The sequence below is a fragment of the Curtobacterium sp. PhB170 genome (assembly GCF_003752345.1).
GTDB lineage: Bacteria > Actinomycetota > Actinomycetes > Actinomycetales > Microbacteriaceae > Curtobacterium.
The window spans coordinates 47,465-70,070 of the sequence record NZ_RJUM01000015.1; the positions used below are offsets into that span (position 1 = coordinate 47,465).

Below are 22,606 nucleotides of genomic sequence, written 5' to 3' on the forward strand. Positions count from 1 at the left end.
CTGCGGCGACGTCAGATCGACGTCTGCAACTGCTGCGTCCAAAATGCATCCAATCCTGTGTTGACCGCCGACACGTCGTCAGGGGTCCCGAAGAGTTCGAATCTGTAGAGAAGGGGGACGTTGCACTTCCGCGCGATGACGTCCCCTGCCAGGCCGTAGGCCTCGCCGAAGTTCGTGTTGCCGCCGACGACCACACCGCGGATGAGCGAGCGGTTGTGCGCGTCGTTGAGGAACTTGATGACCTGCTTGGGGACCGCACCCTCGCCGTTGCCGCCACCGTAGGTGGGCAGGAACAGGACGTAGGGGTCGTCCACGTGGAGGAAGGGTTCGCTCGGGTAGAGCGGGATCCGGTCTGCGTCGCGGCCGAGCTTCTCGACGAAGCGCGCGGTGTACCCGGACACGCTCGAGAAGTAGACCAATCGGCTCATGGCGCGCTCCTCGGTGGAAGGTGCGGACAGACGGACCGGGGGTGTCCTGTGGGCGGCGATCCGGGCCTCCTGAGCGGGTCCGGGGTGACCGTCCACAGGACGGGAGGCGACTACGCCAGTTCGGCGCTGAGCGTCGCGATCTTGTCGGGGCGGAAGCCCGACCAGTGGTCGTCGTCCGTGACGACGACGGGGGCCTGCATGTAGCCCAGGCTCTTGACGTGTTCGAGGGCTGCCTCGTCGGTGGAGACGTCGTGCACTTCGTACTCGATGCCCTTGTTGTCGAGGGCCCGGTACGTCGCTGTGCACTGGACGCAGGACGGCTTGGTGTAGACGGTGACGGCCATGTTCTCCCCTGGTTTCTACTGATTTCTCACGTGCTGTGGAGGTGGTGCTGATGTCTGTCCGCAGTCGTGTCCGGGAGGGGCCGCTGCGATGTCTCCACACTACATCTAGTGGCTAGCCGCGGGACCGACCACAAGAGGGAGTGTTACAGCCATGTAGTTCTCCACAACGCCGTCCACAGTCTGTGGATTCCCGGGAGGCCCGAGTTTCCGCCAGTCTGCGGCCGACCACCGACACTTGCCCACACCGGTGGACAGCCACGATCCACATGTGTGGAATCAGCGCGTCGGCGTGTCGCGGCGGCACCTCCCCCGGACGGGTGACACCCCGATCCGTCCGGTCCGTACACTCGTCTCGTGAGCACGTACGGCCCCCTCCTGAAGACCCCCGGCGTGGGTCGTGTCATCGCTGCACAGCTCACCGCGCGCTTCCCGTTCGGGATGCTCTCGCTGGCCTACCTGCTGCACGTCGAGCACGTCTTCCACTCCTACGGCGCCGCCGGCCTGGTGCTCGCGACGACGAGTGTCGGGCAGGCGCTGGCGGGCCCGCTCACCAGCCGTTGGATGGGCAGCTGGGGCATGCGCCCCGTCCTCATCCTGACGAGCATCGTCGCGCTCGTCAGCATGGGGGTCATCGGGTTCGTCCTCATGCCGCTCTGGGGCTACGTGGTGGTCGGGTTCCTCGGCGGTCTCGCGGTTCCGCCCGTGCAGCCGGCGGTCCGCACCATCTACCCCAAGATGGTGACCTCGTCGCAGCTCACCCCCTTGTTCTCGCTCGACGCCAGCGCCCAAGAACTGATCTGGGTCGCCGGCCCGGTCATCACCACCTTCGTCGCGACCCAGGTCGGCACGGTCGAGGCGATCGTCGTCGCCATGGTCTTCCTGGTGGTCGGCGGCATCTGGTTCATCGCCTCACCCGAGCTCGGCCGCGTCCGCATCCCCCGCTCGAAGCGCGCGTTCGGCGTGGTGCTGAAACGACCGTCGGTCGTCGTCGCCACCCTGACCGGTCTGCTGCTCATCGGGGCGTGCGCCGCGGTCGAGGCCAGCGTCACGAGCGTCTTCGGCGAGGGCAGCCCGAACGCCGGCATCGTCCTGGCCGTCTTCGCGGTCGGGTCCCTGTTCGGCGGCCTGGCCTTCGGCCACCGTCCGATCTCCCCCAACACCCTGTGGACGCGCATGGCGATCGTCTTCGTCGGTCTCGCGCTCGCCCTGGGCGGCACGAACTTCTGGTGGCTCTGCCTCGCCCTCGTGATCGCGGGCATCGGCATCGCGCCGGCACTCGCGGTGATGTTCGGTTCGGTCTCCGCCACCGTCAAGTTCTCCGACACTGCCGAGGCCTACGGCTGGATGGGGACCGGTCAGCTCATCGGTGCCGCCGGCGGGTCCGCGGTCGCCGGCTTCCTGATCGACAGCAGTGGCCCGGTGGGCGGCTTCACGGTCGGTGCGGTCATGGCCGGGGTGGGCGTCGTCGTCGCGCTCGGCGCCAAGCGCTGGCTGCCCGACCTGCGCGGCCGTGACGCCAGCCCCATCCCCGACACCGAGCCGGTGGTCCTGCCGACCTGAGCGCGGGCGCGGGCTTTCGGCGTACCTGGTCGAATCGGGCGTACCTGGTCGAAAGTTCTGACCAGGTATGCCCGATTGCATTTGCCATCGCGGCCGATGTGGGAAGGAACGAGCGTCCGGCAGACGGCTCGCGTTCTCCACAGATGGCCGGGAGGCCCGGCGCGCGCCCGCCACGCACCGGCAGGATGGGTGCATGGTCAGTTCACTTCCCCTGCGTGACGGTGCCGCGATCCCCGCGATCGGGTTCGGCGTCTACAAGGTCGACGACACCGAGGCCGAGACGGCGGTCGGCCTCGCGCTCGACGCCGGCTACCGGCACGTCGACACGGCCGAGATGTACGGCAACGAGACCGGCGTCGGCACGGCGATCCGGGCCTCCGGGCTCGACCGTGATGACGTCTTCGTGACGACCAAGGTGTGGAACGACCACCAGGGGCGCGACGCGACCCTGCGTGCGTTCGACGGCAGCCTCGAGCGGCTGGGGCTCGACACGGTCGACCTGTACCTGATCCACTGGCCCGCTGCGGCGAACGACCGCTACGTCGAGACCTGGCGCGCGCTCGTCGAACTGCGCGGCTCCGGCCGGGCGCGGAGCATCGGGGTCTCGAACTTCCAGGTGCCGCACCTGCAGCGACTCGTCGACGAGACGGGCGAGGTCCCGGTGCTCAACCAGGTCGAGCGGCACCCGTGGCTCCCGCAGCGCGAGCTCATGGAGTTCCACCAGCAGCACGACATCCTCACCGGAGCGTGGTCACCACTCGGTCGCGGTCGACTGATCGACGAACCGGTCCTCACCGGCATCGCGGACGCCCACGGGGTGAGCGTCGCGCAGGTCCTCGTGCGGTGGAACGTGCAGCAGGGGGTCGTGGTGCTGCCGAAGTCGGTGACGCCGTCGCGGATCCGGTCGAACCTCGATGTCGACGGCTTCGTGCTCAGCGACGACGAGCTCGCGGCGATCGCCACGCTCGAGTCCGGGCAGCGGGCGGGCTCGCACCCCGACTCGGTGTCGTGACGGGAGCGCCGTCGTGACGGTAGCGCCGTCGTGACGCGGAGCGTGTGTGACGGCGTAGGTTCTTCGGGGTGAACGATCCTCAGCAGACCGCCCGTGAGCACCTAGGACCCGATGAGCACCTCTACTGGGCCGGCTCGAGCGACCCGGCGAAGCTCTTCACGGGGCGGGACGGCTTCCTCATCCCGTTCTCGCTGTTCTGGACCGGCTTCATCCTGTTCGCAGTCCTCGACGTCGTGCGGAACGGATACCTCGGCGTGGGCGCGATCATCCCGATCGTCTTGTCGCTGGTCGGCCTGCACCTCGTGTTCGGGCGCTTCATCGTGAAGGCCCACCGCAAACGCACGACCGTCTACGCCGTCACCGACCGCCGCGCGCTGATCATCAGGCCGAACACCACCCGCGAGGTCCCGGTGGGGCGCACCGATCGCACCATCACCTGGACCGGGGGCCGACGGCACTGTTCGGTGGAGTGGAACACCGGCGATCCGAGCGGAGTGGCGGCGTTCTTCGCCGGCGGAGCGACCGCCAAGATCTACGCGAACACCGGACTCGACGGGCTGTTCGGACCGCAGGTGTTCGCGTTCTGGGACGTCCGCGACGGCGAGGAACTCGTCCGCGAACTGGACCGGGTGTCCCGCTAGCCCCGGCGGTCCTCCTCCGACTGCCACGGCAGGTGCAGGTCGCCCGGCGCAGGCTCCACGTCGCCGGCGTCATCCGCGCCGCCCGTTCCCGGTGCGGCGGTGATCTTGGACGTGTCGATTCCGTCTGCCTCGAGTTCGGCTTCGCTGCGCTGGTCGGTCTGCGACGCCTCGGTCTCCCGCTCGCTCGACGGGCTGTACGCAGTGTCGGTCGAGTCGGGATCCGGCGTCTCCGGGATGCTGTCGCTCATGACCCGGACGGTAGTCCGTGTGCCCCGAGTACCAGTTCGGTCACGGCGGTCGATCGGGCCGGACCCCGGCGGTACGCTCCCTGCCGTGGGGGAGATCGAACGAAGACGACGAACACGAGCGCGGACCGCGGCGAGCGCAGTAGCCGGCACCGCACTGGTGGGGTTGCTGCTCACGGGCTGCACGGCATTCGGCGGGGACGACCCCTTGCCGAAGCCGACCAGACAAGCTGCCGAGCGGACGGCGGAGCCGATCCCCGAACCGACGCTCATGACCGAACAGATCGGCGGCGACCCGGACGAGGTCGAGCAGGTCCTGCCCACCGGCACGGTCGCGGCGGAGACCGACGTCACCTCTCCGAGCGGTGACACGAGCATCCACGTGCGCATCGTGGCGAACGACGAGGGTACGTTCACCGCGCAGCTGTCCGGCTACCGCACGACCAACCCGCAGCAGATGAGCCTGCAGTTCCGGCACCGGACCGCCAGCCCGCTCGACGGCGGTGACGCCTCGGCGCGGGACACGACCGAGTGGACCGCCGCCTCCGGCCCGCCGAAGACCGTGGTGATGAACGCCGCCGGTGCACGACCGGACTACCTGCGCAGTGTCGCCCTCGTCCCCGCGTCGGTGCCGGACGAAGACCCGTCGAAGCGCCCGTTGGTCGGATCAGTGCTCGCCGCCGCTGACCTCACGTGGACGATCCCGAACCCCTACCCGGACCTGCGCATCACCGTGGGCAAGGACCGACCGGGGGCGTACGGCATCGTCACGGACGCTGACGGTCGTCCGACCGACTACCTGGTGGCGCACGGCGACGAGCTGACCACGGTCGCGCAGCGGTTCGGCATCACGCCGGCCGAGGTGCAGTGGCTCAACCCGTACATGGAGACCCGCGCCGACGACTGGTTGCTCGAGGGCAGCACGCTCAACCTCGACCCTGCGCGCCGCTGACCTCGGCGCGCGGACGGCACTCGACCGTCCGTTACGCTCGACGGGCACCAGCCCCGACCAGGAGGTCCCCTCGTGACGATCGTCGCCGCAGCAGACGGCTCAGCCCTCGGCAACCCCGGCCCCGCCGGCTGGGCCTGGTACGTCGACGACGACCGCTGGGCCGCCGGTGGTTGGCCCCGGGCAACGAACAACATCGGCGAACTCACGGCCGTCCTGCAGTTGCTCCGCGCGACGAAGGACACCGGCGAGCCGCTGCACATCCTGTGCGACAGCCAGTACGCCATCAAGGCCTGCACCGAGTGGCTCGCTGGGTGGAAGCGGAAGAACTGGCGCAAGGCTGACGGCAAGCCGGTCATGAACGTCGAGATCATCAAGGAGCTCGACGCCGAGCTGCAGGGCCGCAAGGTCACGTTCGAGTGGGTCCGCGGGCACGTCGGCCACGAGATGAACGAGGCCGCCGACGTCCGCGCCCGTGGTGCGGCCACCGCCTACCAGAACCACACCGACGTGCCGCACGGTCCGGGCTGGCCCGGCGTCGAGGTCACCGAGCCGTCCGCACTGCCCGAGGCGACCCCGCCGGCCACGCTCTTCTGACCGACGAGCTCGGTCAGCCTGGGTCTCGGAGACCCAGGAACACCGAGGCACTGGTCCGCATCCGACCTCGAGACGATGCTGGGCGCATGGAGAACACCGAACACGTCCTGGTCACCGGCGGCTCCGGCTTCATCGCTGGCCACCTGATCCTGCAGTTGCTCGACGCCGGGCACCGCGTCCGCACCACGATCCGGTCCCTCGACCGTGCACCCGAGGTCCGTGCGGTCCTCGCCGAGGCCGGCCTCACCGCCGACGACCGGCTGGAGTTCGTCGCCGCCGACCTGACGTCCGATGACGGATGGGCCCAGGCGGTCGCGGACATCGACGTCGTGCACCACGTCGCCTCGTCGGTGCTGCCGGGCCACGTCGAGGACGAGGACACCGTCATCCGTCCGGCGGTGGAGGGGACGCTGCGAGTGCTGCGCGCCGCACACGCGGCCGGAGTCGATCGCGTGGTGCTGACCTCGGCCTTCCACGCGGTCAGCTGGGGCCACCCGCACTCCGACCACGTGTTCACCGAGGCCGACTGGACGGTGCTCGACGGCCCCGGGGTCGACGCCTACGGCACGAGCAAGACCCTTGCCGAACGCGCCGCGTGGGACTTCGTCGCGTCCGAGCCCGGTGCGCCGGAGCTCGTCACGACGATGCCGGTCGCGGTGATGGGTCCGGCGATGGGGCACGCGGTGTCCGGTGCGAACCACATCCTGCAGTCCATGCTCTCCGGAGCGATGCCCGCGACCCCGCGGCTGTTCATCCCCATCGTCGACGTGCGCGACGTCGCCGCAGCACACGTCACCGCGACGACCGCCCCGGATGCAGCGGGCAAGCGGTTCCTGTTGTCGAACGGCCCGGCGCTCGAGCTGGCCGAGATCGCCGCCACCCTGCGCGAGCACCTCCGTGATGACGCCGAGGCGGTCCCGACGCAGACGCTGCCCGACGACGTCGTGCGGACCGCGGCCGAGACGCAGCCGCAGTTCCGCGCGATGGTGCCCGACCTCGGCTACGCCAAGCGCACCTCGAACGAGCGCGCCCGCACCGTGCTCGGCTGGACGCCTCGTGATCCGCACGAGGCGATCGTGGCGGCGGCCCGGAGCCTGGTGGCGAAGAGCCTGGTCCACCCCTGACCAACCCGGGTCCACCCCTGACCCACGAGGATCAGACCGCCCGCTCCCACAACGCCACCGTGCTCTCGAGCCCGTCGTACCGGTACGGCTTCCGCTCCCCCGTCGGCGCGTACCCGAGCGCCCGCCAGAACGGCTCGGCACCGCCCGCGTTCGTCGCCACGATCCCCAGTCGCAATCGGTCGGCGCCGGCTTCGGCCGCCAGGGACACGACGGCCTCGTGCAGGACCCGTCCGAGGCCGGAACCCCGCCGATCGCCGCGGACGACGAGCAGCCCGATGTACGCCGTGGTCGGTGCCGGGTACCCGAGCAGCACGTCCGCGAACGCCACGAGCGAGTCGCCGACCCACAGCCCGATCCCGTGCTTGCCCACCGGGTCGAAGCCGTCCGGCACCGACACCAGTGCGCTCAGCCCGTCGGACGGCCCCGGCGGGTAGCCGGTGATCCGCTCGGCGTAGTCCGGCACGGTCTCGAGCAGCACCTGCAGCGCGTCGACGTCGTCCGCACCGAGCGCACGCACGACGAAGGAGCCGGCCCCCGCCGGCATCAGTCCACGTCCACGTCGGCCCACCCGTCGAACCGACCGATCTCGGTGACCCGGACCACGGCCTCGCCGGCTTCGTCCGAGGCGTCGAGGTCGATCGTCGCCGAGAACCCGAAGTCCTTGTCGCCCGACGGGTCCGCGAAGATCTGCCGAGCGCGCCACACGCGCGCCACGCCCGCCGCTCCCGCACCCGTCGCCCCAGCACCCGTCGTCGCAGCACCCGTCGCCCCCGCCTGGTCGAGCACCAGGTAGGACATCGACCGCGCCTCGGCATCGGTGCCGATGGTGTCGTGCTCCTCGTAGTACTCCTCGAGCACCGCGTCCCACGCGTCACCGTCGAACCCGGCTGCTGCGTCGAGCGCCCCGAGTCCGTCGACGTCGTCGCGCGCGGCGAGCAGCACCCGCTGGAACAGCGCGTTCCGCACGAGCACGGTGAAGGCCCGCACGTTGCCGGTGAGCCGTGCCGGCTGCGGCGGCGCGATCTCCTGTTCTTCGGCCAGGGCGAGCAGCACGTCACCGTTGAGCAGCGCCTCCCACTCGTCGACGAGCGAGGAGTCGGTCTGCCGCACGACCTCGCCGAGCCACTCGATCAGGTCGTCGAGCTCCTGGTTCCGCTGTTCCTCGGTGATGGTCTGCCGCATGGTCCGGTAGGCGTCGGACAGGTACCGGAGCACGAGCCCCTCGGACCGGGTGAGCTGGTAGAACCGCACGAAGTCGCCGAAGGTCATCGCGCGCTCGTACATGTCGCGGACGACGGCCTTGGGCGAGAGCTGGAAGTCGAGGACCCAGGGCTGTTCCGCCGCGTACGCCTCGTACGCCGCCTCCAACAGCTCGGACAGCGGGCGAGGCCAGGTGACCTCCTCGAGCAGCTCCATCCGCTCCTCGTACTCGATGCCCTCGCGCTTCATGCGGGCGACCTCTTCGCCGCGCTCCTTGAACTGCTGCTGCGACAGGATCGCTCGCGGGTCGTCCAGTGTCGCCTCGACGATCGAGACCATGTCCAGGGCGTACGTCGGCGACGACGGGTCGAGCAGCTCGAACGCGGCGAGCGCGAACGGCGACAGGGGCTGGTTGAGGGCGAAGTTCGACTGCAGGTCCACCGTGAGCCGGTAGGAGACCGGAGGCCCCGGCACCCGCTCGATGACCTGCGCGTTGATGAGCGTCCGGGCGATGACGAGCGCACGCCGGGCCATCGCGAGCTGGCGGGCGCGCGGTTCGTGGTTGTCGAACACCAGCGAGCGCACCTCGTCGAACGCCGAACCGCCGCGGGCCACCACCGACAGCACCATCGCGTGCGTGATGCGCATGCGCGACACCATGGGTTCCGGTTCGGCACCGATGAGCCGGTCGAACGAGGCCTGCCCCCAGGACACGAACCCCTCCGGTGCCTTCTTCCGCTTGATCTTGCTCTTCTTCTTCTGGTCGTCGCCGGCCTTGGCGACCGCGCGGGCGTTCTCGATGTCGTGCTCGGGGGCCTCGGCGACGACGTCACCCTCGGTGTCGTACCCGGCGCGTCCGGCGCGGCCGGCGATCTGGTGGAACTCGCGTGCGGACAGCTGTCGCATCTTCGTGCCGTCGAACTTCGTCAGTCCGGTGAACAGCACGGAACGGATCGGCACGTTGATGCCGACGCCCAGGGTGTCGGTGCCGCAGATGACGGGCAGCAGTCCGCGCTGTGCGAGCTGCTCGACGAGCCGTCGGTACTTGGGCAGCATGCCGGCGTGGTGCACGCCGATGCCGGCGCGGATCAAACGGGACAGGGTCTGTCCGAAGCCGGCGCTGAAGCGGAAGCCCGCGATCGCTTCCGCGATCTGGTCTCGACGCGCCCGATCAGCGACCTTCGCCGACATCAGCGACTGCGCCCGCTCGAGCGCAGCCGCCTGGGCGAAGTGCACGATGTAGATCGGCGCCTTGCCCTCCTCCAGCAGCCGTTCGACGGTCTCCTGCACGGGCGTCATCACGTACTCGTACTCGAGCGGCACCGGTCGGCTGACGCCGGTCACGCGGGCGGTGGGTCGGCCGGTCCGCCGGGACAGGTCGTCGGCGATGGTCGTGACGTCGCCGAGGGTGGCGGACATCAGCAGGAACTGCGCACGTTCGAGCACGAGCAGCGGCACCTGCCAGGCCCACCCGCGGTCGGGGTCGCCGTAGAAGTGGAACTCGTCCATCACGACGACGTCGACGTCGGCGTCGGGTCCTTCGCGCAGGGCCAGGTTCGCCAGGATCTCGGCCGTGCAGCAGACGATGGGGGCGTCGCCGTTCACGCTGGAGTCGCCGGTGACCATGCCGACGTTCTGGGCGCCGAACAGCTCGACGAGCTGGAAGAACTTCTCGGAGACGAGCGCCTTGATCGGTGCCGTGTAGTAGCTCCGCTTGCCCTCGGCGAGCGCGGCGAAGTGCGCGCCGGCCGCGACGAGCGACTTGCCGGTGCCGGTCGGGGTGCTCAGCACGACGTTCGCGCCGGAGACGAGCTCGATGACCGCTTCGTCCTGTGCCGGGTACAGGGGCCGGCCGCCTTCCTCGGCCCAGGCCGCGAAGGCCTCGTAGACCTCGTCGGCGTCGACGACGCCGTCCACCGCCGCCGGGATCGCGGCGACGAGCGGGGGCACGGTGGTGACGTCGGTCATGGCCCCATCCTCCCAGGCTGCGGTGACGAGGTGGTCGGTACGGACGACCGGGAGGCCCGGCTCCATACGCGCGCATAGACTCGCGTCATGCGCGAACTCGGCTTCCTCACCTTCGTCCCGAACCACGGCGGCACTGCGGGTGCGGCGAGCGCCCTGCAGGACGGTCTGCGGCTGTTCGAGACGGCCGAGACCCTCGGCTACGGCACGGGCTGGGTCCGCGGTCGCCACTTCGAGCCCTTCCTGACCAGCCCGATGACCTTCTTCGCCGCCGCGGCCCAGCGCACGAGCACCATCGCCTTCGGCACCGCGGTGCTCGGCATGCGCTACGAGGACCCGGTGCGCCTCGCCGAGGACGCCAGCACGGTCGACCTGCTGAGCGGTGGGCGGGTGCAGCTCGGCATCAGCACGGGCATCGCCGGGTACGGGCCGATCCTCGACCCGGTGTTCGGCGCCGTCGACCGCTCGTTCCGCGACGAGGCCGAGGCCCGGGCCGCCCGACTGCTCGAGGTGCTCGACGGCGACGCACTCGGCAGCGCCGGCTCTGGCTACGAGAGCATCCCGGCCGGTGCGGACCTGACCCTGCAGCCGCTCAGCCCCGGCCTGCGCGACCGCGTGTGGTGGGGCGGCGGGAGCATGGGCACGGCGGTGCGCACGGCCGAGAAGGGACTGCTCCTGCACTGCTCGACCCTGAACACCGAGGACACCGGTGCACCCTTCGCCCAGGCACAGGCCGACCAGATCGCGGCGTACCGGGAGCGGTTCACCGAGCTGCACGGCGGGACCGGCCGCACGGCGAAGGTCGCGGTGGGCCGCATCGTGGTCCCGCTGCTCGACGACCACGACCGCGCGGTCCACGAAGAGTTCCTGACCGGGTACGCCTCGGGCATGGACGACGAGGGCCGACCGCTCTCCGGTCCGCCGTTCCGGTTCAGCAAGGTGCTGTCCGGCGAGCCGGCCGCCATCGTCGACGCCCTGCTCGCCGACCCCGCCGTCACCGCCACGGACGAGCTCGTGATCACCCTGCCCGCGAACGGGGACGTGGCCGCCCACGAGCGGATCCTGCGCATCGTCGCCGAGGAGATCGCGCCGGCACTGCGGGCCTGAGAGACCGGATCAGGACATCCGGCGGGGCTCAGATCGAGTCGGTGATGCTCGAGAACCCTGCCGGATGACCATCTCGTCCCTGATCCGCACGGGATGGTGGGACCATCGTTCCACCTACCGAGCGGTTTGTCACACTGAGTTGCACCCTCAGGACGAGAAAGTTGATCATCCGTCACCCGTTTTGCCCAGATCGCACGAAGTCCGTCAACCGGTTCGCCGAACCCCTTCCAGGACGGAAACAGTCGGGACGAACGAATGCGCCCCCGCGCGGACGCGGGGACGCATTCTGGACGCACCGGGGAAGCTGGGGCATCGTCAGCCGGATCAGGAGGCTGAGTCGCACAACCAGCGACCCCGTAGTCGGTGCGTGCGCCGACGGTAACCAGCCGACTGGCGCACATCGATGTGACTCAACAGGCGTCGTCGGTGCGCGGAAACCGGACGAACTGGTCAGACCAGTTCGAGGGCCGCGCTCCCGGACTCGTCGGTGACCGAGGCTCCGACGTGCAGCGTGAAGGTGCCGGGCTCGTACTGCCAGGCTCCGTCCCAGTGCGCGAACGCCCGGGCTGGCACCTCGATCGAGACCTCGGTCGACTCCCCCGCGCCGAGGCGGACCGGCGCGAACCCGACGAGCCAGCGCGCCGGACGGTCCACCGCCGAGGAATCCCGCGAGGCGTAGACCTGCACGACGTGCTTGCCGGCGCGCGGTCCGGTGTTGGCGACCGTCGCCGTGACGATGACCGCGTCGCCCTCGGAAACGGTCGGCGTCGCGACCACGCCGTCGATGGTCCACGTGGTGTAGCCGAGGCCGTGCCCGAACGGGTACGCCGGCGTGGTGCCGGCACGGAGCCAGGCGCGGTACCCGATGTGGACGCCCTCGTCGTACGACACCTTGCCGTCGACGGGGGTGACGTCCAGCACGGGCACGTCGGCCATCGCGACCGGCCAGGTGGTGGGCAGACGGCCGCCGGGCTCCTGCGCGCCCGTCAGCACGTCGGCGAGCGCGTTGCCGTACTCCTGGCCACCGAACCAGGTGAGCAGGACCGCGGCGACGTCGTTCCGCCACGGCATCTCCACGGGCGAGCCGGCGTTCACGACGACGACCGTGTTCGGGTTCGCCGCCACGACCGCGCGCACCAGGTCGTCCTGGTGGCCTGGCAGCGCGAGCGACGAGCGGTCGTACCCCTCGGACTCGACCTTCGAGTTCGTGCCGACGACCACCACGGCGACGTCAGCCGAGCGGGCGGCCTCGACGGCGGCATCGGTGAGCACCGACGGGTCCTCGTCGGACGGCTCGGTGCCGAACTGGTACGCGAGCACCCCGCCGAGGGTCTCGTCCTGGATGACGTCGTACTCGATGCGGATCGCGACCTGCTGCCCGGAGGTCACCGACACGGGCACCGACCGCGCCGGCGGGTTGAGGAACGCCGCGCCGAGCTGGTCGCCCTCGAACGGCACGTCCTCGTCGAGCACGAGCTCCCCATCGATCCACATCCGCGACCGGCCGGCCGCCCCGATGCCGATCCGCACGGTGCCGGTGGACGGCGCGGTGTAGGTCGTGGTGATGTCGAGCCGGTCGGCCTCGCGTGTGGGGGCGTCGCCGCCGAACCAGAACAGTGCCGTGGCGCGGCGGTCCTCGACGTACAGTTCCTGGTCGTCCTTGACGAAGGCGACGCGGGCGCCGGGCTCGCCGGTGCCGGGGTTCGTGATGGTGGACAGCGGGAACTCCGCGATGCCCTCCTGCACGACGGCACCGATCGCGTAGTCGACCGTGGCGCCCGGGAACGCCGAGCGGATGCCGTCCAGCGGCGAGACCACCTGCGACGGCACGACCGTGGCCGAGCCACCGCCCTGCGTGCGGGCCTGGTCGGCGTTGTGGCCGATGACGGCGATGCGGGAGACGGCGGGCGCGTCGAGCGGCAGCACGCCGGTGTTGCGGACGAGGACGGTGCCCTCGGCCTCGGCTTCGCGGACGAAGGCGACGCCGTCCTCGACGTGGACCGGCCGCGCGGCCACGGGTTCGAAGCCCTCGAGTGCGCCGACGCGGGCGGCCAGGGTCAGGATGCGGCGGACCTTGCGGTCGATCGCCTCGATCGGCACCGCACCGGACTGCACGGCGGCGAGCAGCGGACCCTCGCTCCACCACTGGTTCGGGCCGGGCATCGCGACGTCCTGCGACGCCTTCGCCGAGTCGACCGAGCGCACGCCGGTCCAGTCGGACACGACGATGCCGTCGAAGCCCCACTCGGAGCTCAGCGGCGTCTCGAGCAGGTCGTGCTCCGACGCGGTGACGCCGTTGATCGAGTTGTACGACGACATGATCGCCCAGGCGTGCGCCTCGGTCACGGCCTTCTCGAACGCGAGCAGGTACAGCTCGCGCAGTGCCCGGTCGGAGACCTCGGTCGACGCGGTGAAGCGGTCGGTCTCGTAGTCGTTCGCGATGTAGTGCTTCGGGGTCGCGGCCACGCCGTTCTCCTGCACACCGTCGACGTACGACGCAGCCAGGTCACCGGTCAGGACCGGGTCCTCGCTGAACGCCTCGAAGTGCCGGCCACCGAGCGGCGAGCGGTGCAGGTTGATGGTCGGGCCGAGGACGACGTCGACGCCCTTGCGGCGTGCCTCGACGGCTGCTGCGGCGCCGTAGCGCTTCGCGATCGCGCGGTCCCACGACGCGCTCAGCGCGGTCGCCGAGGGCAGGTTCAGCGACGGGTCGCGTTCGTCCCAGACCTCACCACGGACACCCGAGGGGCCGTCCGACATCAGGATCCGGCGCAGCCCGATCTTCTCGATGGGCCAGGTGGTCCAGAAGTCGCGCCCGGTCAGGAGCTGCACCTTCTCGTCGGTGGTCAGCTGGTCGACGAGCGCGTCGATGCGCTCGGCCGTACTGGAGGCAGGGGTCACGTCGTTCACGGTAGTCACGATGGTCGGTCCTTTCGTTCAGAGCCTGGGGAAGCGTGGTCAGCGCACGCCGCGGATGCGGGACACCGAGACGATGCCGAGCAGTCCGACGACGGCGCCGGTGATGAAGAACCCGCTGTACCCGCCGGTCAGGGCGATGACGCCCGGGGCCGCCGCGGGCACGATCGACTGGGGCAGGGCCTGCGCGATGTTGACGACGCCGAGGTCCTTCGCGTTGTCCTCGTCGGACGGCAGCACGTCGGTGATGAGCGCCAGGTCGACGGCGTAGAAGACGCCCATGCCGGCACCCATCACGAACTCGCCGACCAGGACCATGCCGAGCGACGGCGCGAGCGCGATGATCACGAGCCCGACCACGCCGACGATGCCCGCGATCGCGACGAACAGCTTGCGGCGGCCGAGCTTGTCCGACAGCCAGCCGGCGATGAGCGAGGTGAGCACGATGCCGACGACGTTCCACAGCGTTCCCTGGAACACCGCGTTCGCGACGTGGTCCGGGTCCACGCCGATGTCGTCCCGCAGGAAGTACGTCAGGTAGCTCACCGCGGTGTACTGCGCGGCGACCATCAGGAACCGGGTGAGCCAGGCCCAGCCGAGGTCCGGGTGCTTCACGGGGTTGAAGACGAACGAGCCGAAGACCTGCCCGACGCTGAGCTTCGACGTCGGCCGGTGGGAGAGCACGCGGTCGCGGAACACGAGCGCGTAGAGCACGACGACGATCGACCCGATCGCGCCGGGGATGATCATCTGCGTCGCCGAGGTCGAGAAGAGCTGCACGAGGAACGTGCCGCCGACGAGCGCGAGGTTCTGGGAGAGCCCGAGCAGCGCCGCGACCCGGCCGCGCTGGGACCGCGTGACGTGGTCCGGCAGGACCGCGGTCATGGCGGCGATCGTGGCGTTGTAGGCGATCTGCGTGACGCCCCACGCGAGGACGAGCACGACGGTCGAGGTGGTCGTCGCGACGACCACGAGGCCCGCGAAGCCGACCACGGTGCCGCCGATGATCCACGGACGACGCATGCCGAGCCTCCCGGCAGTCCGATCGCTGAAGCGACCGGCCAGGGGGTTGGCGACCATCGCGGCGAACGCGCCGACACCGAGTGCCAGGCCGAGCACGCCCGCTTGGTTGTCCGGCGCGATCTCGGCGACCTTGAGCGCCATGGCGACCAGCACCGGCGGCAGCAGCGCGATGTACAGGCCGAGCATCGCGATCGGCATGCCGAGCGTGTACATGAGCGGGGCACCTCGGCCGCGCGTGGGTGCGACTGCGGTCGGGGTGTCGTTGACGGTCAGGGCGTCGTTGGCCACTGCAACCTCTTCTCGGGTACGCCACCTGCACCGGTGACTCGCACGCCTTCGTCGGCGGCTCCGCCCACGGTAACACCAAAACCAAGTGCGGCTAGGTTTTCCGTGTGCACTCCGAGCGGTACAGTCCTGCCATGGCACGACGGGGTTCGTACGCGAAGGGCATCGCGAAGCGCGAGGAGATCCTCACGGTCGCGCTCGACCTCGTCGCTTCGCAGGGGTTCCGCCGCACCAGCATCAAGGACATCGCCGACGCCGTCGGGCTGACCCAGGCCGGCCTGCTGCACTACTTCGACTCCAAGGACGAGCTCTGGGTCGAGATCCTGCGACGACGCGACGAGCTCGACCTCGCCCACGACTGGCAGGCACCCGACCCCGCTGCACTGCTCGCGGCGATCGTCCGGCACAACGCCGAGGTCCCCGGCCTGGTGCAGATGTTCGTCAACCTCTCCGCCGCCGCTGCGACCGACCCCGAGCACCCCGCGCACGCGTACTTCCAGGAGCGCTACGAGCGCAGCCGTCGCGACCTGTCCGCCGACTTCCGCACCATGCAGCAGGACGGACGGCTCCGCGCCGACGTCGATGCCGAGGAACTGACGAGCGTGCTGCTCGCGGTGTCCGACGGCATGCAGATCCAGTGGCTGTTCGACCCGTCGCGGGACATGGCGCAGCACGTCGAGCTCGTCGCCCGGCTCGCGATCGCCCAGGTCGCCCCCACCGCCTGACGCTCCCCCGCCGGACAGCGGGGTACGGACAGGGCCTGGTCGGGTCAGGCGGTGCCGGGCAGGATGGGGCGTGCCCGGAGGGCGACCCGACGAGGATGTGGAGTGACGCGATGACGCGTGTAGTGGTGACCGGCGGCAGCGGCAAGCTCGGACGAGCGGTGGTGCGCGACCTCGATGCGCACGGGTACGACGTGGTGCTGCTCGACCGCGTTCCCTCCCCCGACCAGCCCGAGGGCGTGCAGTTCGTCCGGATCGACCTGACCGACTACGGCCAGGTCCTGAACGCCCTGCTCGGCATCGACGACCGGTACGACCACGTGGACGCCGTCGTGCACCTCGCGGCCGTGCCCGCACCGGGGCAGGTCCCCGACGTGGCGCTCATCACGAACAACGTGACGGCGTCGATCAACGTCTTCCACGCAGCACGCGCCGCGAAGGTCAAGAACCTGGTGTGGGCGTCGAGCGAGACCCTGCTCGGCATCCCGATGGGCGAGCACCACCCGCCCTACCTGCCGGTCGACGAGGAGTTCGCGGTCCGCCCGCAGTCGTCGTACTCGCTCGGCAAGGCCGTCGAAGAGGAGATGGCCCGCCACTTCACCCGCTGGGACCCGGAGCTGAAGATGATCGGCCTGCGGTTCTCGAACGTGATGGACGAGACCGACTACCCCGCGTTCCCGTGGGACGCCACCCCCGAGGCGAAGACCTTCAACCTGTGGTCCTACATCGACTCGCGTGACGGCGCCCAGGCGGTCCGCAAGGCCGTCGAGGCCGAGCTCACCGGGTTCGAGGCGTTCGTCATCGCGAGTCCCGACACCGTGATGGACACCCCGACGATCGAGCTCGTCGAGCGCTACGTGCCCGACATCGAGCGTCGCGCGGACATCGACGGCGTCAGCTCGCTGCTGTCGTCCGAGAAGGCCCGCGAGCTGCTCGGCTACGCTCCCGAGCACAGCTGGCGCGACGGGCGCTGACAGCGCCCGCGCCGTCCGTTCGCTAGGCCGGCAGCAGCAGCCCGTCGAGCACCAGGTCGCGCGCCGCCGGCAACAGGTCGGCGGCGAGCACCTGCTCGTCGACGCCCGTGATCTGCGCGAGCGCGCCGACGATCGCCGCCACGGACAGGTCGCCGTCACACGCCCCGACGAACGCGGCGAGCGCGGTGTCCGCGTCCACCCGTCGTCCGAGTCCGCCGCCCTGCACGAGCGTCATCACCGTCGGGTCGTCGTTGCCCGGCCAGTAGTAGCGCTCCTCGGTGACGTCGCCCGCCACCGTCAGGTGCGCCGTGGCGAGCGCGGCGTCGTCGTTGGCGGCCAGCCACGCGGCCGCGTCGAGGACGCGAGCGACGGTGGCGCCGAGCCCGGCGGGGTTGGAGCCGAGCGTCTCGGGGACGCGCTCGAACCGACGGAGGCTCGCCGTTCCTCCTGGCAGGGCTCGACGCACCACGACGTACCCGAAGCCGACGCCGGTGACGCGGCGGTCCGCGAAGTCGTCGAGCCAGGCGGCCATCAGCGTGTCGAACGCGGGCGTCCCGGGCTTGGTGCCGCCGTCGCGGATCCAGGTCTCGGCGTACGACGTGGGGTCCTGGCGCTCGCGCTCGATGACCCACGCGTCGAGGTCGGTGTCCGCGAACCAGCTGCGCACGCGGTCGAGGCCGTCGACGCCCCAGTGGTACTCCCAGTTGCCGAGCAGCTGCGCGGTCCCACCGGGCTCGAGGTGCTCGGACAGGCCGCGGAGCACGGTCTCGACGAGCGCGTCGCCGACCATGCCGCCGTCGCGGTACTCGTACGAGGGGACGCCCGGCCGGCGGGGTGTGATGACGAACGGCGGGTTCGACACGATGCGGTCGAACCGCTCCCCCGTGACGGGCTCGAAGAGGGAGCCGTACCGGAAGTCGATCCCGTCGATGCCGTTGAGCTGCGCGTTGAAGCGGGCGATGTCGAGGGCGCGGCGCGAGATGTCGGTGGCGACCACGTGCTCGGCGAAGCGTCGGGCGTGCATGGCCTGGATCCCGCAGCCGGTGCCGAGGTCGAGGACCGTGCGGACGGGGACGGGGACCTGCAGGCCGCTCAGCGTGGTGGTGGCGCCGCCGATGCCGAGGACGTGCTCCTCGCTGATCGCGTGGCCGAGGGCGAGCTCGCCGAGGTCCGAGACGATCCACCAGCTGCCGGCACCGAGGTCGTCGACGAAGGCGTAGGGACGCAGGTCGACCGTCGGCTCCACGACCGCGGCGTCGGTGTCGGTGTCGGTGCCACAGACCCGCAGCAGGCCTGCCGCGACCACGGCGTCGAGCCCGGCGGTCGGGAACGCGGCTGCGGCGTCCGCGCGGGACGTCGGCAGTCCGAGCACGAACAGGGTGGCGAGGGTGCCGAGCGGGGATGTCTCACGAGCAGCCAGGGCACGGAGGGCCGCCACTCGCGAGCCCCGGTGCAGCGATGCGGCCGCTTCGGTCCCCCAGAGTGCGTCGACCCGGTCGACGGTGAAGCCTGCGGCGTCCAGGTCCGCTGCGAGCGCCGTCGTCACGGCCGGGTCAGCACCGATGTCGGGGAGCGTGTGCACGGCCACCCCGGCGCCGGCGTCGGCACCCGCGCCGGGCACCGCGCTCACGACTCGATCCCGTCGCGGAGCAGGGCCGCGGGCACCTGCCAGTCGAGCACAAGGTCGAGCAGCCCCGGGAACCGCTGCTGCACGTCCTCGATGCGGACCCGGCTGATGCGGGTCAGGCCCTCGAGGTGCTGTTCGAGCAGTCCGGCCTCGCGCAGGACCCGGAAGTGGTGGGTGAGCGTGGACTTCGGTCGGTCGATCCCGACCCAGCCGCAGCTCCGTTCACCACCGGCGGCGTCGACGAGGTAGCGGTGCAGGATCGCCAACCGGATCGGGTCGCTCAGGGCGTCCAGGACGACGGGGAGGTCCATCTCGGCCACGGTCGGCTGGGGCAGCCGCTCGGGGGCATCGACGTGCGCGGGCATGGATGGGACGCTACCACCGTTCGGCTTGCTGTACGACTTGCGTCGTACAGCGGACTGCGGTACGAATGCAGTCGTACAACGGACCATCGGAAGGATGCTCATGCAGCAGTCAGCTCGCTCGGTCGCCGGGTTCTGGATCCTCGCGGCGATGCTCCTGGTGTCGGTCGCGTCGTCCGCGGTCCCCTCGCCGATCTACCCGGTCTACGCCGCCGAGTGGAACCTCACGCCGCTCATGCTGACCGGCGTCTTCGCCATCTACGTCGCCGGGCTGCTCGCGAGCCTGCTGATCGCCGGGCGGCTGTCGGACCACGTCGGCCGCAAACCCGTGCTCGTGGCCGGAGGCCTGGGCGTCGCCCTGTCGCTCGGACTGTTCGCGATCGCGGACGGCGTCGGCGCACTCATCGTCGACCGCATCGTGCAGGGCGTCTCCGTCGGGCTCCTGATCGGTGCACTCGGGGCGGCCCTCATCGACAACTCGCTCGAGCGGCACCCGACCCTGGCCGGCGTGCTGAACGGCGTCATCCCGCCGATCGCGCTGGCCACCGGTGCGATGTCGAGCGGGGCGCTCGTGCAGTGGGGTCCAGCGCCGGAGCAGCTCGTCTACCTGGTCTTCGGTGCGCTGCTCGTGCTCCTCGTGCTGGCGCTGTTCGTGGTCCCCGAGCAGGTCCAACGGCGCCCCGGAGCACTCCGTTCGCTCCGCCCGACGATCAGCGTGCCGCGGAGCTCGCGTCGCTTGTTCCGCGGGGTCGTCGGTTCCCTCGTCGCCAGCTGGGCCCTCGGCGGCATGTTCCTCTCGCTCGTCCCCTCGGCCCTCGGTGCGGTGTTCGGCATCACGAACCACTTCGCGGCCGGCGCACTCATCGCCGTCGTCACGGGCGTCGGCGCGCTGACCGGACTCGCGACGCAGCGGATGGACGCTCGTCGCGCGGTGCTCGTCGGGCTCGTCGCCCTGGTGCTCGGCCCGATCGTGACCGTGGCGTTCGTGATGGCCCACTCCCTGCCCGGCCTCGTCGTCGGCAGTGGGATCGCCGGCATCGGCTTCGGCGCCGGGTTCCAGGCACCGCTGCGGATGCTGCTCGCGACCGCGGCACCGACCCACCGCGCCGGACTGCTCTCGACGATCTACGTCGTCAGCTACCTGGCGTTCGGGGTCCCCGCCGTCATCGGTGGGTTGCTCGAACCGTCGATCGGACTCGTCCCCGTCATCGCCGGGTACGGCGGGTTCATCGTGCTCGCGGCCGTCGTCGCGCTCGTGCTGCAGCTGACGTCGAAGGACGCGGCCGCCGTCGAGGAGCAGGCCGCCGAGGTCATCGAGCGCACCGCTACCGGCTCGATCCGCGTCGCGGCGGAGTAGCGGGCCCGGCGGGCGGCGCGCGCCGGGCGCACGGTGCGAGGTTGGTCATCCCGTGCGAGGTTGCTCGCTCAGTGGGAGCTTGCAGCGCCGCACGGAGCGATCAACGTCGCACGCAGTGACGAAAACGGCACGGTGACGGCCGCGGCGACCCGACCTAGTGCCCCGGGTGCGCCGAGTTCGCGCCGCGCGCCCGTCCACGACCGCGCACCCCGACCGTCCGAGCGGCACCCGTGTGGGCTGCGTCGACGTCGGCCTTGCCCCGGTCGGCAGCATCGCGCAGGCGCTTCGGTCCGTGCCGCTTGGCCCAGTCCCAGAAGCGGTGCAGCTGCGCCTTGAGCCACACGATGATCTTGTGGAAGAAGTGGAACTCGCTCGCCAGCACCGTGAGGCCGATGAACACCACGAGCCACCCCGGCCCGGGCAGCGGCACCAGGATGAGTCCGATGATGACGACCAGCCCGCCGACGATGCCGACGAGGACCTTGTAGAACAGGTGCAGGTGCGGCCTGGCGTGGATCCAGGTCCGCATGTCGTGGAACCACTGGAAGCGCTGACGCGGCGCACCGTCGGTCCGGCTCTCGCCGGGTCCGTCGTTCGCGTCGCCGTCCATGCCGAAAACGTAGGGCGTGCGGCTGGGAATCCGCGGCGCACGCGGTGGACGCGGGGTGCGCGTGACGGAGGACGTGTGGCGGGGATGCGCCGCGCCTCCCGTCCGTCAGCGGGTGTCCGCCGGGAGGCCCGTCACGCGTGGGCGACGCACGTTGCGGCCCACGGGACGGCGGCCAATCGGGCCGCTGGGATCGGTTCCCCGCCGACCACGCAGATCCCGTAGGTGCCGGCGTCGAGCCGCGCGAGCGCGGCGTCCACCTGCTCGATCCGCTGCCGGGCCACGTCGCGGACGGCGCCGAGCGAGCCGCGCTCCCACGCGAGGGTCGCGCCCTCGGGGTCGTGCTCGTCGTCGGAGTTGGCGTCCTGGCGGGCATCACTGACGTCGCGCATGCTCCGCTCGACGTCGGCGAGCAGCCGTTCGTTGCGAGCGCGTTCCGTGTCGAGCGCGGTGCGGGGGTCGTCCATGGCGGACACCGTAGTCGTGACGGAATGCCCGACTCTCCGGATGCGTTTGCATCGACATGACGAAGATCGGGTTCCTGTCGTTCGGACACTGGCGCGACGTGCCGGGGTCGAAGGTGCGCAGCGGGCGTGAGTCCCTGGTGCAGGCGATCGACCTCGCGGTCGCTGCTGAAGAGGCCGGCGTCGACGGCGCCTACTTCCGCGTGCACCACTTCGCACCGCAGCAGGCGGCACCGTTCCCCCTGCTGTCCGCGATCGCCGCGAAGACCAGCCGCATCGAGATCGGGACCGGCGTGATCGACATGCGCTACGAGAATCCGCTCTACATGGCCGAGGAGGCCGCGGCGACCGACCTGATCTCGGGCGGACGACTGCAGCTCGGCGTCTCCCGTGGCTCACCCGAGACCGCCCTCGCCGGTTACCAGCAGTTCGGCTACGTGCCGGATGCGTCCGACGAGAACGGTGGCGACATGGCCCGCGCGCACACCAGCGTGTTCCGTCGCGCCGTCGCCGGCGAACCGATGGCCAACGCCAACCCGCAGATGACCGGCTCGGTCGGATCGCTGCCGATCTCCCCGCTCTCCGACTCGCTCGGCGACCGCATCTGGTGGGGCGCCGGCACACGAGCCACCGCCGAGTGGACCGCCGAGCAGGGCATGAACCTGATGTCGTCGACCCTGCTCACCGAGGACACCGGCGTGCCGTTCGACGAACTGCAGGCCGAGCAGATCGAGCGCTTCCGCCGCGTCTGGGCCGAGTCGGGCTGGGACCGGACCCCGCGCGTCTCGGTGTCGCGCAGCATCATCCCGATCATCGACGACGAGTCGCGGCACTACTTCGGCGTCCGCGCGCAGGTCGAGGGGCAGGACCAGGTCGGGCACCTCGACGGCGGGCTCGCACGCTTCGGCCGCTCGTACATCGGCTCGCCCGAGGACCTCGTCGCGGAGCTCGCGGCGGACCAGGCCGTCCGCGCTGCCGACACCGTGCTCGTCACGGTGCCGAACCAGCTCGGCGTCGACTTCAACGCGCGGCTGCTCGCCGCCGTGAAGGACGTGTTCACCGAGGTCGACGCGGCGCCCGTCCCGGCCTGATCTGCT

The 22,606-nt window shown here is 70.7% G+C and carries 22 protein-coding genes; 11 read left to right on the forward strand and 11 right to left on the reverse strand.

Going from position 1 to position 22,606, the window contains the following annotated elements:
• Positions 1-11: 11 nt before the first annotated feature.
• Both nrdI and nrdH read right to left on the reverse strand, forming a co-directional pair.
• Entirely contained in the window at positions 12-428 is a 417-nt protein-coding gene (gene nrdI / locus EDF40_RS18330) for a class Ib ribonucleoside-diphosphate reductase assembly flavoprotein NrdI (protein WP_123341234.1), read from the reverse strand.
• 110 nt (positions 429-538) lie between these two features.
• Positions 539-772 carry a glutaredoxin-like protein NrdH gene (gene nrdH / locus EDF40_RS18335; protein ID WP_017886897.1) on the reverse strand — a complete coding sequence of 78 codons (234 nt, stop codon included), beginning with the start codon at positions 770-772 and terminating at the stop codon, positions 539-541.
• A 354-nt stretch (positions 773-1,126) separates the two neighbouring features.
• Here nrdH and EDF40_RS18340 point away from each other — a divergent pair, with 354 nt between their 5' ends.
• The 3 genes from EDF40_RS18340 (at position 1,127) to EDF40_RS18350 (ending at position 3,985) form a co-directional block, all read left to right on the forward strand.
• Positions 1,127-2,332, forward strand: coding sequence for an MFS transporter (locus EDF40_RS18340; protein WP_123294955.1), 1,206 nt, complete (start codon positions 1,127-1,129; stop codon positions 2,330-2,332).
• Positions 2,333-2,525: 193 nt separating this feature from the next.
• A complete protein-coding gene (locus EDF40_RS18345) occupies positions 2,526-3,344 on the forward strand; it encodes an aldo/keto reductase (RefSeq protein WP_123341235.1) in 819 nt (272 codons plus the stop codon).
• Positions 3,345-3,412: 68 nt separating this feature from the next.
• Positions 3,413-3,985 (forward strand): hypothetical protein, encoded by a 573-nt coding sequence (locus EDF40_RS18350; protein WP_123341236.1) that lies wholly within the window; start codon positions 3,413-3,415, stop codon positions 3,983-3,985.
• Here EDF40_RS18350 and EDF40_RS18355 read toward each other — a convergent pair.
• Positions 3,982-4,233 (reverse strand): hypothetical protein, encoded by a 252-nt coding sequence (locus EDF40_RS18355; protein WP_123341237.1) that lies wholly within the window; start codon positions 4,231-4,233, stop codon positions 3,982-3,984. The two genes, EDF40_RS18350 and EDF40_RS18355, sit on opposite strands and share 4 nt — an antisense overlap.
• Positions 4,234-4,501: 268 nt before the next feature.
• Between EDF40_RS18355 and EDF40_RS18360 the strand changes: the two genes are divergently transcribed.
• The 3 genes from EDF40_RS18360 to EDF40_RS18370 all read left to right on the forward strand — a co-directional run bounded on the left by EDF40_RS18360 (position 4,502) and on the right by EDF40_RS18370 (position 6,900).
• Positions 4,502-5,182, forward strand: a complete 681-nt coding sequence (locus EDF40_RS18360; RefSeq protein WP_123341238.1) for a LysM peptidoglycan-binding domain-containing protein — start codon at positions 4,502-4,504, stop codon at positions 5,180-5,182.
• A 72-nt stretch (positions 5,183-5,254) separates the two neighbouring features.
• Positions 5,255-5,776: a ribonuclease H gene (locus EDF40_RS18365; RefSeq protein ID WP_111086567.1), complete on the forward strand. Its 522-nt coding sequence runs from the start codon at positions 5,255-5,257 to the stop codon at positions 5,774-5,776.
• A gap of 86 nt (positions 5,777-5,862) precedes the next feature.
• Positions 5,863-6,900 carry an NAD-dependent epimerase/dehydratase family protein gene (locus tag EDF40_RS18370; RefSeq protein WP_123341239.1) on the forward strand — a complete coding sequence of 346 codons (1,038 nt, stop codon included), beginning with the start codon at positions 5,863-5,865 and terminating at the stop codon, positions 6,898-6,900.
• Positions 6,901-6,931: 31 nt separating this feature from the next.
• On the opposite strand, the gene EDF40_RS18375 is transcribed toward EDF40_RS18370, so the two are convergent.
• A complete protein-coding gene (locus tag EDF40_RS18375; protein ID WP_123341240.1) occupies positions 6,932-7,444 on the reverse strand; it encodes a GNAT family N-acetyltransferase in 513 nt (170 codons plus the stop codon).
• Positions 7,444-10,068 (reverse strand): RNA helicase, encoded by a 2,625-nt coding sequence (locus EDF40_RS18380; RefSeq protein WP_123341262.1) that lies wholly within the window; start codon positions 10,066-10,068, stop codon positions 7,444-7,446. Before EDF40_RS18380 ends, EDF40_RS18375 begins: the two co-directional genes overlap by 1 nt.
• A gap of 87 nt (positions 10,069-10,155) precedes the next feature.
• On the opposite strand from EDF40_RS18380, the gene EDF40_RS18385 reads away from it, so the two are divergent.
• Complete coding sequence (locus tag EDF40_RS18385; RefSeq protein WP_123341241.1) at positions 10,156-11,172, forward strand: LLM class flavin-dependent oxidoreductase; 1,017 nt, start codon at positions 10,156-10,158, stop codon at positions 11,170-11,172.
• 450 nt (positions 11,173-11,622) lie between these two features.
• Here the strand turns inward: EDF40_RS18385 and EDF40_RS18390 are convergent, their stop codons facing one another.
• Both EDF40_RS18390 and EDF40_RS18395 read right to left on the reverse strand, forming a co-directional pair.
• The gene (locus EDF40_RS18390; RefSeq protein ID WP_260213625.1) at positions 11,623-14,082 is read right to left on the reverse strand and encodes a glycoside hydrolase family 3 protein; all 2,460 of its coding nucleotides are present in this window, start codon (positions 14,080-14,082) and stop codon (positions 11,623-11,625) included.
• A gap of 48 nt (positions 14,083-14,130) precedes the next feature.
• Entirely contained in the window at positions 14,131-15,399 is a 1,269-nt protein-coding gene (locus EDF40_RS18395) for an MFS transporter (RefSeq protein ID WP_260213615.1), read from the reverse strand.
• A gap of 131 nt (positions 15,400-15,530) precedes the next feature.
• On the opposite strand from EDF40_RS18395, the gene EDF40_RS18400 reads away from it, so the two are divergent.
• Both EDF40_RS18400 and EDF40_RS18405 read left to right on the forward strand, forming a co-directional pair.
• Positions 15,531-16,121, forward strand: a complete 591-nt coding sequence (locus tag EDF40_RS18400) for a TetR/AcrR family transcriptional regulator (protein WP_123341243.1) — start codon at positions 15,531-15,533, stop codon at positions 16,119-16,121.
• A 110-nt stretch (positions 16,122-16,231) separates the two neighbouring features.
• On the forward strand, positions 16,232-17,092 hold the full coding sequence (locus tag EDF40_RS18405; RefSeq protein ID WP_123341264.1) for an NAD(P)-dependent oxidoreductase: 861 nt from the start codon (positions 16,232-16,234) through the stop codon (positions 17,090-17,092).
• Between the two features lie 22 nt (positions 17,093-17,114).
• Here the strand turns inward: EDF40_RS18405 and EDF40_RS18410 are convergent, their stop codons facing one another.
• Together EDF40_RS18410 and EDF40_RS18415 are read right to left on the reverse strand one after the other, a co-directional pair.
• Positions 17,115-18,680, reverse strand: coding sequence for a methyltransferase (locus tag EDF40_RS18410; RefSeq protein ID WP_395863260.1), 1,566 nt, complete (start codon positions 18,678-18,680; stop codon positions 17,115-17,117).
• Positions 18,681-18,718: 38 nt separating this feature from the next.
• Positions 18,719-19,084 (reverse strand): helix-turn-helix transcriptional regulator, encoded by a 366-nt coding sequence (locus EDF40_RS18415; protein ID WP_123341244.1) that lies wholly within the window; start codon positions 19,082-19,084, stop codon positions 18,719-18,721.
• Between the two features lie 100 nt (positions 19,085-19,184).
• Here EDF40_RS18415 and EDF40_RS18420 point away from each other — a divergent pair, with 100 nt between their 5' ends.
• Positions 19,185-20,438 carry an MFS transporter gene (locus EDF40_RS18420; protein ID WP_123341266.1) on the forward strand — a complete coding sequence of 418 codons (1,254 nt, stop codon included), beginning with the start codon at positions 19,185-19,187 and terminating at the stop codon, positions 20,436-20,438.
• Between the two features lie 154 nt (positions 20,439-20,592).
• Here EDF40_RS18420 and EDF40_RS18425 read toward each other — a convergent pair whose 3' ends face one another.
• Both EDF40_RS18425 and EDF40_RS18430 read right to left on the reverse strand, forming a co-directional pair.
• A complete protein-coding gene (locus tag EDF40_RS18425; RefSeq protein ID WP_260213618.1) occupies positions 20,593-21,048 on the reverse strand; it encodes a TIGR02611 family protein in 456 nt (151 codons plus the stop codon).
• 131 nt (positions 21,049-21,179) lie between these two features.
• Positions 21,180-21,512, reverse strand: a complete 333-nt coding sequence (locus EDF40_RS18430) for a TraR/DksA family transcriptional regulator (RefSeq protein WP_123341245.1) — start codon at positions 21,510-21,512, stop codon at positions 21,180-21,182.
• 56 nt (positions 21,513-21,568) lie between these two features.
• Here EDF40_RS18430 and EDF40_RS18435 point away from each other — a divergent pair, with 56 nt between their 5' ends.
• Positions 21,569-22,600, forward strand: a complete 1,032-nt coding sequence (locus tag EDF40_RS18435; protein ID WP_260096152.1) for an LLM class flavin-dependent oxidoreductase — start codon at positions 21,569-21,571, stop codon at positions 22,598-22,600.
• Positions 22,601-22,606 lie beyond the last annotated feature (6 nt).